At 69.9% G+C, this 11,876-nt stretch carries 10 protein-coding genes; 4 read left to right on the top strand and 6 right to left on the bottom strand.

Annotation, left to right across the window (positions count from 1 at the left end):
- Positions 1–40: 40 nt before the first annotated feature.
- A complete protein-coding gene (locus tag AB5T46_RS11975) occupies positions 41–1,330 on the top strand; it encodes an NAD(P)/FAD-dependent oxidoreductase (RefSeq protein ID WP_370564195.1) in 1,290 nt (429 codons plus the stop codon).
- Positions 1,331–1,552: 222 nt separating this feature from the next.
- Positions 1,553–2,362: a zinc transporter ZupT gene (zupT, locus tag AB5T46_RS11970; RefSeq protein WP_370564194.1), complete on the top strand. Its 810-nt coding sequence runs from the start codon at positions 1,553–1,555 to the stop codon at positions 2,360–2,362.
- Between the two features lie 307 nt (positions 2,363–2,669).
- Here zupT and rpoH read toward each other — a convergent pair whose 3' ends face one another.
- From rpoH to rhlB, 6 genes are all read right to left on the bottom strand, one after another.
- On the bottom strand, positions 2,670–3,548 hold the full coding sequence (gene rpoH / locus AB5T46_RS11965; RefSeq protein WP_370564193.1) for an RNA polymerase sigma factor RpoH: 879 nt from the start codon (positions 3,546–3,548) through the stop codon (positions 2,670–2,672).
- Positions 3,549–3,636: 88 nt separating this feature from the next.
- Positions 3,637–4,353, bottom strand: coding sequence for a uracil-DNA glycosylase (gene ung / locus AB5T46_RS11960; RefSeq protein ID WP_370564192.1), 717 nt, complete (start codon positions 4,351–4,353; stop codon positions 3,637–3,639).
- Positions 4,354–4,730: 377 nt separating this feature from the next.
- A complete protein-coding gene (locus AB5T46_RS11955) occupies positions 4,731–5,594 on the bottom strand; it encodes a response regulator (protein WP_370564191.1) in 864 nt (287 codons plus the stop codon).
- A gap of 10 nt (positions 5,595–5,604) precedes the next feature.
- Positions 5,605–6,555, bottom strand: coding sequence for a permease-like cell division protein FtsX (ftsX, locus tag AB5T46_RS11950; protein WP_370564190.1), 951 nt, complete (start codon positions 6,553–6,555; stop codon positions 5,605–5,607).
- Positions 6,548–7,237, bottom strand: a complete 690-nt coding sequence (gene ftsE / locus AB5T46_RS11945; RefSeq protein ID WP_370564189.1) for a cell division ATP-binding protein FtsE — start codon at positions 7,235–7,237, stop codon at positions 6,548–6,550. Before ftsE ends, ftsX begins: the two co-directional genes overlap by 8 nt.
- A 266-nt stretch (positions 7,238–7,503) precedes the next feature.
- The gene (gene rhlB / locus AB5T46_RS11940) at positions 7,504–9,261 is read right to left on the bottom strand and encodes an ATP-dependent RNA helicase RhlB (protein ID WP_370564188.1); all 1,758 of its coding nucleotides are present in this window, start codon (positions 9,259–9,261) and stop codon (positions 7,504–7,506) included.
- 189 nt (positions 9,262–9,450) lie between these two features.
- Here rhlB and trxA point away from each other — a divergent pair, with 189 nt between their 5' ends.
- Both trxA and rho read left to right on the top strand, forming a co-directional pair.
- On the top strand, positions 9,451–9,777 hold the full coding sequence (gene trxA, locus AB5T46_RS11935) for a thioredoxin TrxA (RefSeq protein ID WP_370564187.1): 327 nt from the start codon (positions 9,451–9,453) through the stop codon (positions 9,775–9,777).
- Between the two features lie 238 nt (positions 9,778–10,015).
- Positions 10,016–11,740 carry a transcription termination factor Rho gene (rho, locus tag AB5T46_RS11930; protein WP_370564186.1) on the top strand — a complete coding sequence of 575 codons (1,725 nt, stop codon included), beginning with the start codon at positions 10,016–10,018 and terminating at the stop codon, positions 11,738–11,740.
- Positions 11,741–11,876: the final 136 nt, after the last annotated feature.

Raw genomic sequence — 11,876 nt, 5'->3', positions numbered from 1 at the left:
GCGGCCGCGTTGCGCAGGTGCGTGCCGATACAATCGGCCGATGTTCCAGGCCCCGGAAACCACCTCCGCACGAGCGGAGATCCCGCACGTCGTCATCGTCGGCGGCGGCTTCGCCGGCCTGTGGGCGGCGCGCGGACTCGCCCGCGCCGCGGTCCGGATCACGCTGATCGACCGCGGCAACCATCACCTGTTCCAGCCGCTGCTGTACCAGGTCGCGACGGCCGGGCTGTCGGCGCCCGACATCGCCGCGCCGCTGCGGCACATCCTGCGCAGGCAGCGCAATGTCGAAGTGCGCATGGCAACGGTCGCGGCCATCGAGCCGGGAGACAAGCGTCTCCGGCTCGCCGACGGCGAGACGCTCGGTTTCGACTATCTGCTGCTGGCAACCGGCGCCACCCACGCCTATTTCGGCAACGACGCCTGGGCCGCGCACGCGCCGGGACTGAAGACGCTGGACGATGCGCTGTTCCTGCGCCGGCGCCTGCTGACCGCATTCGAGCGGGCCGAAGCCGAGGTCGATCCCGGGCAACGCGCGGCCTGGCTGGACTTCGCCATCGTCGGCGGCGGCCCGACCGGCGTCGAGCTGGCCGGCACCCTGGCGGAGATCGCCCGGCACACCCTGCGCGACGAGTTCCGCCACATCGAACCGGCCACGGCCCGGGTGCGGCTGATCGAGGCCGGGCCGCGGGTGCTGCCGTCGTTCCCCGAGCGGCTGTCGGAACGCGCGCGGCGCCAGCTCGAACGCCTGGGGGTCGAGGTGCTCACCGACGCGCCGGTGACCGGCATCGATGCCGAGGGCTGCCGCCTCGGCGAACGCCTGGTGCCGGCGCGCACCGTGGTCTGGGCCGCCGGCGTCGCCGCGTCGCCGCTGGCGCGCACGCTCGGCGTTCCGCTCGACCGCGCCGGCCGCGTGCCGGTGCAACCCGACCTGAGCGTCGCCGCACACCCCGGCATCTTCGTCGCGGGCGACCTGGCGACGGTGGCGCAGGAGGACGGACGGACGGTGCCCGGCGTGGCGCCGGCGGCGAAGCAGATGGGCCGGCATGTCGCCCTGACGATCCGCGCGCGTCTGGACGGCCGTCGCGGCAAGCCGTTCCGCTATCGCGACTTCGGCAATCTCGCCACCATCGGACGCGGGGCCGCGGTGGTCGACTTCGGCCGGTTGAAATTCTCCGGCATGCTCGCCTGGTGGTTCTGGCTGGTCGCGCACGTGTTCTTCCTGATCGGCTTCCGCAACCGCCTGACCGTCCTGCTCAACTGGACGTGGGCCTATTGGACGTGGCAGCGCGGCGCACGGATCATTCTCGGCGGCGGCGACGACAAGCGGTAAGACCCGCTGCCCCGGAAGGAACGACATCGATCGCGACCTGGGTCGAAGGCGCCGGTTCGATCGGCGCCGGCCCGACCGTCATCCGGGCGAAAACCGGCGTCCGCGCACAAGCCATGTCCCTTTCGCTAGGATGGCGCCATCGCATGGCGGCACGCGCCGGACTTGCGCTACTCCCGAAACCGCCGCCGGCGTCGCGTCCGGCCTGACAGGACCGCACCCGGCATGATCGACGTCTCGCTGCACCAGGTTCTCGTCGCGCTGGCGGTGACCACCGCCGCCGGCCTGGCGACCGGCCTCGGCGGCCTGCTGGTGTTCACCACCAAGACACCGAACGCCCGCATGCTGGCGTTCGGGCTGGCCTTCGCCGGCGGCGCGATGGTGTACGTCTCGCTGTCGGAGATCCTCAACAAGTCGATCGCCTCCTTCACCAGCGTCTACGGCGACGCGCAGGGCTTCTCCTACGGCACGCTAGCGTTCCTGTCGGGCGTGATGCTGATCGTGCTGATCGACCGCCTGATACCCAATCCGCACGAACGCCTCGAGGCGGACGACCCGTTCTTCCGCGAGCACAACCGCGAGTACATCCGCCGCGTCGGCCTGCTGACCGCGTTCGCGATCACCGCGCACAATTTCCCCGAGGGCCTGGCAACGTTCTTCGCCACGCTGGAGGACCCGAGCGTGGGCCTGCCGCTGGCGTTCGCCATCGCCATCCACAACATTCCCGAAGGCATCGCCATCGCGGTGCCGGTGTACTACGCCACCGAGAACAAGCGCTACGCCTTCGTCGCCTGCCTGCTGTCGGGACTGGCCGAACCGGTCGGCGCGATCCTCGGCTACGCGGTGCTGGCGCCGTTCCTGTCCGAAGGCATGTTCGGTGCGCTGTTCGGGATCATCGCCGGCGTCATGGTGTTCCTGGCGCTGGACGAGCTGCTGCCGGCGGCCAAGCGCTACGCCAAGGGCCACGAGACCGTCTACGGCCTGGTCGCCGGCATGGCCGCGCTGGCGATCAGCCTGATGCTGTTCAAGTGGTGAGCGAACCCGCGATGGAGCGACGACAGTCGCGGCTTCGTTCCGAGGCCTGTCGCGACTTCCCGGCGGTGGCATCCATCGCCACTCCCACAACGAAAGCGGCTGATGCTGTTCGACAGGTGGGCGGATACCTGTGGGAGCGACGAGAGTCGCGACTTCTGTCTGGCACGGCCGCGGCTTTACTCGCCGCTGCGCGGCTCGCCCTTCGGGCCGGCTTCGCCGTTAGCTCGCTACGCTCGTTTCGCCGCCCGCACACGAAAACGGCCCGGTGCATGCCGGGCCGTGTCGTCGGTGCAGATGAAAGAAGCCGTCAGGCCGCGAACAGCGCCTTCATCTTCTTCAGCGCGTTGGCCTCGACCTGGCGGATGCGCTCGGCCGAGACGCCATACTCGTCGGCCAGCTCCTGCAGCGTCACCTTGTCCTCGTCGGCCAGCCAGCGCCGCTGGATGATGTCGCGCGAACGACCGTCGAGTTCGGCCAGTCCTTCGCGCAGCAGCGCCAGCTGGCTGTCCTCGCTGTCCTCGCGCTCGTAGGCCTGGGCGGGATCCTCGTCCTGCGCCATCAGGTAACCCGACGGCGCCGGCGGCGCGTGGTCGTCGTCCTCGTTGGCGGGCGCGTCGAAGCCGACGTCGCGGCCGGACAGCCGCGACTCCATCTCCATCACCTCGCGCTCGGAGACCTTGAGGTCGGCGGCGACCACGCGCACTTCCTCGGCATTCAGCCAGCCCAGGCGCTTCTTGCTCTTGCGCAGATTGAAGAACAGCTTGCGCTGCGCCTTGGTGGTGGCGACCTTGACGATGCGCCAGTTCTTGAGGATGTATTCGTGCATCTCGGCACGGATCCAGTGCACCGCGAACGACACCAGGCGCACGCCGACGTTCGGATCGAAGCGCTTGACGGCCTTCATCAGGCCGATGTTGCCTTCCTGGATCAGATCGCCGAGCGGCAGCCCGTAGCCGTTGTAGCCGCGGGCGACATGGACCACGAAACGCAGGTGCGAATGCACCAGCTCGCGCGCGGCGTCCAGGTCCTCCTGCTCGCGATAGCGGCGTGCAAGCGCCTGCTCGTCCTCGACGGACAGCACGGGGATCTGGTGTACCGCGCCGATGTAGGCGTCCAGCGACCCGAGCGCACTCGGGACCGGCAGGTTGTTGGCGACCAGGGCGGTGGTGGGGGTCATCTGGGTCATGGCGGCCATTTTAGCAGTGTCCACATCTGACTGCTAAGCACATGGGAAGTTCCCAGCGTTCCCTGGCTGGAACGAATTCGCTCGCAAGTCATTGATTTTTCATTTCGGCCTGGTCCTTCGGCGGCAGCGACCAGTCGATGGGCATCTGTCCCTGGCGGGTCAGATAGTCGTTCGCGGCCGAGAAATGGCCACAACCGAGGAAGCCACGATGCGCCGACAGCGGTGAAGGATGGGTGGTCCTGAGCACCCGGTGGCGGCGCGGGTCGATCACCTTGCCCTTGGCTTGGGCGTAGCTGCCCCAGAGCAGGAATACCAGGCCCTCGCGCTCGCGGTTCAGGGTCTCGACGACATGGTCGGTGAAGCCCTCCCAGCCCTTGCCCTGGTGCGCGCCGGCGCGACCCTGCTCGACCGTGAGCACGGCGTTGAGCATCAGCACCCCCTGCCGCGACCACGGCAGCAGGCAGCCGTGGTCGGGGCGCGCGATGCCGAGGTCGCGCTGGATCTCCTTGAACATGTTGTCCAGCGACGGCGGTACCGGCACCCCCGGCTGCACCGAGAAGCACAGCCCGTGCGCCTGGCCGGGACCGTGGTACGGATCCTGGCCAAGGATCACCACCTTGACCGCATCGAACGGCGTGGCCTCGAAGGCGCCGAAGATCCGCGGCCCGGGCGGGAAGATCCGCGCCCCGGCGGCCTTGCGCTCGCGCAGGAAAACCGACAGCGCCTGCATTTCCGGGCGCAGCAGATAGTCGCCGACGTGCGCCTTCCAGGAGGGCTCGAGCTTGATGTGTTCGGTATCGGGCATGGAGAGTGGACGGGAATCGGGAATCGGGAATCGGGAATCGGGAATCGGGAATCGGGAATCGGGAAAGGCTAAGGCTAAGGCTAAGGCCTCGTCGTCCCGGCGCAAGCTGGGACCCATCTTGATTTCTCCCAAGATAATGGTGGGCCAAGGCCCACCCTATGCGGGTGATAGGGTGGGCCTTGGCCCACCATTATCGTCCGCGATGACGCGCCGTCCATCCTCCACGCCACCTCGCCCCGGCCCTTGCGCAGAGCGCAAGGGCGTTCAGGCGTGCGCGAGCCAATGGCTCGCAAGCAGCACGCCTTCACCCCAAAGGGAGAAGGGAAATGCAAATGGATCCCGGCCTTCGCCGGGATGACGGTGTCGGCGCCTTTCGCCTATTCCCGATTCCCGATTCCCGATTCCCGGATTCCAGCCAGCCGCAACTGGAACAGCGTCTTGGTCACCAGCAGCCGCTCCTCGATCGGCTTGAGCACCAGGTCGTTGGCGCCGTCGCGCAGCAGGCCCATCTGGTTGACGCGGTTTTCGTCGCCGGTCATCACCAGCACCGGCAGCCGGCGCTTGCCGTAGCCCAGTTCGCCGCGGACCGCCTGCAGCAGGTCGCGCCCGCTGAGCTCGCCCTTGAGATAGACATCGGTCAGCAGCAGGTCGACGCCGGGCGCGTCGTCGCCGGCGCTGCGTTCGCGCAGCCATGCCAGCGCCTCCTCGGCGCTGATCACGTGGGTGACCTGCATGCCGTGCGACTGCAGCATGCGCCGGGTCGCCAGCGCCACGGTACGGCTGTCCTCGACATAGAGCACGTGCGCACCGGGGATCGGCTCGGGCATCACGTAGCCGCGGATGAAGGTCGCCAGCGCCTGGTGGCCGTTGCCCTTGTCGAAATAGTCGGTGACGTCCTCGGTGAAGCGGCGCGATTCCAGGTGCGCCTGCGCGTCGCCGGACACCACGATCACCGGCACGTAGCGCTGCGCCGCCGCCTGCCGCACCACCCGTGCCAGCTGCAGTCCGTCGCCGTCCGGCAAGACCAGCGCGGTGCTGACCAGGTCGACCGGTGCCGCCTCCAGCGCCGCACGCGCTTCGGCCAGCCCGGCGCAGGCCACGACTTCGACCGCCGGCAGCTGCTTGCGCAGCACATCGCCGATCAGCCGGCGCACCAGCTTCGAGCCGTCCACCACCATGATCCGCGGCGAATCGCTGACCAGGTGACGGAGATCGTGCGCGTCGGTCTGCCCGTTGCCCATGCGGTTCCCGTCAGGTCTCCGTCGGCCGCGTCTGCCGCAGGAAATGCCCGGTGACCAGGCTGGCGCCGAGCCAGCCGAGCGCGGCGGCGACCAGCAGCACCGTCAACACCTGCCCCGGGCCGAATCCGGCCAGGGCGAAACCGCTGCCGTAACTCGCGGCCAGCGCCGCCACCGGCTCGCGCAGCGCCAACCCGGCAGCCGCCAGCAGCGCCAGCGCCAGCGCCCCGGCGACCAGCCCGTACCAGGTGCCCAGGTACAGGAACGGCCGGCGGATGAACCCGTCGGTGGCGCCGAGCAGCTGCAGCACGCCGATCTCCTCGCGCCGCGACTGGATGTCCAGGCGCACGGTGTTGCCCACCACCAGCAGCGCGCCGAGCCCGAGCAGCGCCGCCAGCACCCAGACCAGGCGGCCGCCGAAGCGCAGCCAGTCGTCGAGCCGGCGGCGCCATTCGGCGTCGTGCTGCACCAGGTCGGCCTCGGGCAGCTGCTGCAGCGAGGCCGCGAGCAGGGTCTCGTCGCCGGCCGGCGATACGATCAGCACGAACGGCAGCGGGTTGTCGCCGACCGCATCGATGGCCTCGCCGAGACCGCCGCGCTCGCGCAGTTCCTGCAGGCCCTGTTCCGGCGTGCGCAGCTCGACCGCATCGACGTTGGCGCGGCCGCGCAATTCCTCGGCCAGCGCCTGCGAACGCTCCGCCGTCACGTCCTGCTTCAGGAACACGCCGATCGCGCGCGACGCCTGCACGCTGCCCGACAGCCGCTCGAGATTGTCCAGCACCAGCCACAGGCCGAGCGGCAGTGCCAGCGCCACCGCCATCACGCCGATCGTGAGCGCGGTGGCCCACGGCCGCCGGAACACGCGTCCGAGGCTGGAGACGAAGCTGTACAGGTGGTGGTCGGCCCAGGTGCCGATCCGCGACTGGGTGTCGCGTACGGGCGCGTTGTCGCGTGCCTCAGGCATCGGCCAGGTCCTCCGGCGCGATGTCGTCGGCCAGGCGGCCGTGATCGAGCACCAGCACGCGCTTCCTCATGCGCTTGACCAGCGCCAGGTCGTGGCTGGCGACCAGCACGCTGGTGCCGCGTCCGGGCAGCTCCGCGAACAGCGCCATGATCTCGGCCGACAGGGTCGGATCGAGATTGCCGGTGGGCTCGTCGGCCACCAGCAGCCGCGGCTCGCCGACGACGGCGCGGGCGATGCCGACGCGCTGCTGCTCGCCGGCCGACAGCTGGGTGGGCAGCGCGCGTTCGCGCGCGTCCAGGCCCAGCCGCTCGAGCACGCCGCGCACGCGCTTGCCGATCTCGCCACGGCGCATGCCGCGCAGGATCAGCGGCAGGGCGACGTTCTCGTAGACGCTGCGATCGGTGAGCAGGCGATGGTCCTGGAACACCACGCCGACTTCGCGGCGGTGCATCGCCACCCGGCGTCCGCGCACCCGCAGCAGGTTGCGCTCGGCGAACAGCACCGCGCCGCGGCTCGGCCGTTCGGCCAGGTGCACCAGCTTCAGCAGCGTGCTCTTGCCGGCACCGGAATGACCGGTGATGAACAGCATCTCGCCGGCGGCGACGTCGAAGCTGAGCTCGGACAGGGCGACGTGCCCGCCGGGATACTGCTTGCTGACGCTGTCGAAGCGGAGGACGCTCATGCGGCGGGACCGGAGATCGCAAGACGATGGCCGCCAGAGCTTAGCGGACTTCGCGCACCGCAGCCCGGCGCAGGGTGCAAATCGCCGCGACCGACGGGCTTTCGCGGGCGCGGCGCGGATGCGCCCCCGGACGACGGGCAGGACGCGTGGCTGCGAACGGATCCCCGGCGGTCCGTCCCCGTCAGCGCCCGGCCGCGGGAACGGCGCGGTTCCGGGAACGCGGCCGATGCCGGCGCGGACATCGCGTTCCGGCGTCGTCCGGAACCTCAGTGCTGCGAGTTCGGCGCCCGCGTGACCAGTTTCTTCAGTCCGCGGCCGATGCGCGACAGCAGCGAAGATTCGGCGGGCGCCGCTGCCGGTTTGACCGCCGGACGCGATGCGGACCTGAACTCGCTGGCGGGCTTCGGCTTGCGCGGTGGAGCTTCGGCTTTGGCGCCGTTGCGCGGCGCGGCGGCCTGCGCTCCGCCCTCGCCGCCCTCGACGCGGCGGCCGCCACGCCGGCGGCGGGGCTTGCGCGCGGGGCGCGCCTCGCCTTGCGCACTCGCGGCGTCTTGTTGCGGCGCGGACGGCGACGGGGGCGCGACCGCCTTCACCTCGTCGGCGGCAGGCGCCGGACGGGCACGGTGTGCGCCGGCATCGCCGCCCGCACCGCCACGACCGCGACCGCCGGCCGGTTTGCCCGTGCGTCCACCCTCGCTACGGCGACCGCCACCGCGCGTGCCGGATCCGCCGCCGCCGCGGCGGGCGTCGTCGGCGGCGCGCTGCTCGCGCGCCTCGCGGAAGATCTCGCCGATGCTCTCGCCGTCCTCCGGCTGCGGCTCGACACCCTCGCGCGGCTTGCGCGGCAGCGCCTGCAGCAGTTCCGGCGTGACCGGCTCGACCGGGATCTTCTGCTCGATGAAGGCCTCGATGTCCGGCAGGCCCTGGGCGTAGATCTCGCAGGCGAAGCTGATCGCGTCGCCCTCGGCGCCCAGGCGCGCGGTACGGCCGATGCGATGCACGTAATCCTCGGCGTCGAACGGCAGGTCGTAGTTGTAGACGTGCGACACGCCGTCGATGTGCAGGCCGCGGGCGGCGACGTCGGTGGCGACCAGCAGCTCGAGCTGGCCGGCCTGGAACTTCTTCAGCAGGCTTTCGCGCTTCTTCTGCGGCACGTCGCCGGACAGCACGCCGACCCTGTAGCCGCCGCGCTCGAGCGCACGCGCCACCCGCTCCACCCAGGCCTTGGTGTTCACGAACACCATCGTGCGCGCGCCCTCGGACCGCGACAGCAGGCCGAGCAGCAGCGGGACCTTCTCCTCGTTGGCCGGGAAGAAGACCTTCTGCCGCACCTTGGCCGCGGTGATGAACTCGGTCTCGACCACGACCTTCTCGGGCTCGTTCATGTGCTCGTAGGCGAGCTCGAGCACGCGATGGCTCAGCGTCGCCGAGAACAGCAGCGTCTGGCGCTCGGTGCGGATCGGCATGCGCCGCAGCAGGAAGCGGATGTCCTTGATGAAGCCGAGGTCGAACATGCGGTCGGCCTCGTCCAGCACGCATATCTCGCAGGCGTGCAGGCTCACCACCTTGTGCTGCTTGACGTAGTCGATCAGGCGCCCCGGCGTGGCGATGATCACGTCGGCGCCTTCCTGCAGCAGCTGGCGCTGCTTGTCGTAGTCGACGCCGCCGTAGACCAGGGCGAACTTGAGGCCGAGGTCGGAGGCGAACTTCACCGCGTCCTTGTGGATCTGGATCGCCAGCTCGCGGGTCGGCGCCAGGATCAGCGCGCGCGGATCCTCCGGCTTGCGCTCGGCCAACGCCGGCTGCGACAGCAGGCGGTTGACCACCGCGACCAGGAAGGCCAGCGTCTTGCCGGTGCCGGTCTGGGCCTGGCCGGCGACGTCGCGTCCGGACAGGGCGAGCGGCAGGGTCAATGCCTGGATCGGCGTACAGCGGAGGAATCCGGCGGCTTCGATGCCGGCGAGCAGCTGCGGATGCAGCTCGAATTCGGAGAAGGGGATATCGGTCAGTGGTTTGTCTGTCATGCCTGGAATGGTCTGTGCGGCGGGGCGCGGTTGCGCAGGGGGCGACCGCGTCGCAGACTGCCGAACCGTGAATAGAAGGCTGTGCGGACCCGGGGGTCGCCCCCTTGATCCAGCCTGATAACGCCCCAGTTTAACAGCACAACGCCGCCCCGCCCGTCACGGCAGGCGGCCCGATCCCAGGAGAACTCCGTGAACGACAAGGTCATCCACGCCGGCGACAGCGATTTCGACGCCACCGTGCTGCAGTCCGAAGAGCCGGTGCTGGTCGATTTCTGGGCCCCCTGGTGCGGCCCGTGCAAGATGATCGCCCCGGCGCTGGACGAGCTTGCCGAGAGCTACGCCGGCCGCGCCAAGGTGGTCAAGGTCGATATCGACCAGAACCAGGGCATCGCGATGAAGTACCACGTGCGCTCGATCCCGATGCTGCTGCTGTTCAAGGACGGCCAGGTGCAGGCGACCCAGATCGGCGCGGTCGGCAAGGCACAGCTGTCGCAGATGCTCGACAAGGCGCTCTGAGCGCAGCCCACCCGCACGGCGCGATGCCGCGCGATCCGTCTCCCTGGCCGCCGCGGGCGCCCTGCCGTACGCGGCGGTCAAGCTTAACGGCCGCGCACGATGGCTTGCCGCGAACGTAAGGCAATGCTAGCGTTGTCCCATCCGGCGCGGAAGCCAGCGCCGCACCCCTTCTGAAGATCACCCTTCCCAACCCTCCGCCCGCCTCCGCGGGCGCTCGCAGCTAGCGAGGATTTCACACTTGTCCGACAACACTCCCGATTCCGGCGAAACCGCCGAGAAGCGCGTGCGCAAGCCGCGCGTCACCAAGACCGCCAAGGTCGCCAAGACCGCCCAGGCCGATGCGCCGGCGCCTGCGGCGCCCCCGGCACCGACACCGCCGGCCCCGGCCGCCAGGCAGGCGCCCGCGGCCGAACCGGCGTCCGCACCTGCGCCGCCCGCGCCCGATGCGCCTCCCGCACCTGCCGCGGATGCCTCCGGCGGCGATGGCGGCAACGAGCAGTCACGCGAATCGCGGGAGCAGCGCGAGGGCGGCCGTCAAGGCAACCGCCGCGATCGTTTCCGCAGTCGCCGCGAACGCGGCGGTGGCGGTGAACGCGGCGGCGGCGGCGGTGGCGGCCGCGGCCGCGACGACGGCCTGCCGCAGGACGGCGGCGACCAAGGCCAGCGCCTGCCGCCGCCGAACATTCCCGAAGACTTCCCGCAATACACGCTCAGCGACCTGAAGCGGATGCCCGCGCAGAAGCTGATGGATATCGCCGAGCAGCTGGGCATCCACGATGGCGTGGCCCGCGCCCGCAAGCAGGACGTGATCTTCAACCTGCTCAAGGTGCTGACCCGGCACGGCGAGGGCGTGGTCGCCGACGGCGTGCTGGAGATCCTGCCCGACGGCTTCGGCTTCCTGCGTGCCGCCGAGGCCTCGTATCTCGCCGGTCCCGACGACGTCTACATCTCGCCCAGCCAGATCCGCCGCTTCAACCTGCGCACCGGCGATCACCTCTCCGGCCGCATCCGCTGGCCCAAGGACGGCGAGCGCTACTTTGCCCTCTCCGTGGTCGACACCATCAACGGCGAACCCCTGGAAGCCAGCAAGGGCAAGGTGCTGTTCGAGAACCTGACCCCGCTGTTCCCGCGCAAGCGCTTCAAGCTCGAGCGCGGCGACGGTTCCACCGAGGACATCGCCGGCCGCATCCTCGACCTGATGGCGCCGCAGGGCAAGGGCCAGCGCGCGCTGATCGTCTCCCCGCCCAAGGCGGGCAAGACGATGATGATGCAGCAGGTCGCCACCGCCATCACCACCAACCACCCCGACGTGCACATGATCGTGCTGCTCATCGACGAGCGGCCCGAGGAAGTCACCGAGATGCAGCGCACCGTGCGTGGCGAGGTGATCTCCTCCACCTTCGACGAGCCGGCTGCGCGCCACGTGCAGGTCGCCGAGATGGTGATCGAGCGCGCCAAGCGCCTGGTCGAGCACAAGCGCGACGTGGTGATCCTGCTCGATTCGATCACCCGCCTGGCGCGCGCCTACAACAACGTCGTCCCCAGCTCCGGCAAGGTGCTGACCGGCGGCGTCGACGCCAACGCCCTGCACCGGCCGAAGCGCTTCTTCGGCGCCGCGCGCAACGTCGAGGAAGGCGGCTCGCTGACGATCATCGCCACCGCGCTGGTCGACACCGGCAGCGCGATGGACAAGGTGATCTACGAGGAGTTCAAGGGCACCGGCAACTCCGAGATCCACCTGGACCGCCGCATCACCGAGAAGCGCGTGTACCCGGCGATCAACGTCAACCAGTCCGGCACCCGCCGCGAGGACTACCTGATCGAACCGGAGATGCTGCAGAAGATCTGGATCCTGCGCAAGCTGCTGCATCCGATGGACGAGATCGCGGCGATGGAGTTCCTGCTGGACAAGATGAAGACGACCAAGTCCAACGACGAGTTCTTCGCCGCGATGCGGCGCTGAGACGCGGCGGGCACCCGCATCGACCGGAGTGCCCGCCTGCCGCAACCGCTTCGGCGGGATAGCGGCCACATCGTCAGCAGCTTCCCGTGCCCGTCGTGACCCCGCGGCGGGCGCGCGCTAGCATGGCGCAGCTGCA

The organism is Luteimonas salinilitoris, from assembly GCF_041300785.1.
GTDB classification, from domain to species: Bacteria; Pseudomonadota; Gammaproteobacteria; order Xanthomonadales; family Xanthomonadaceae; genus Luteimonas; species Luteimonas salinilitoris.
Note: the sequence above shows the minus strand (reverse complement) of the source record. Positions and strands in the feature narration are given on the sequence as shown.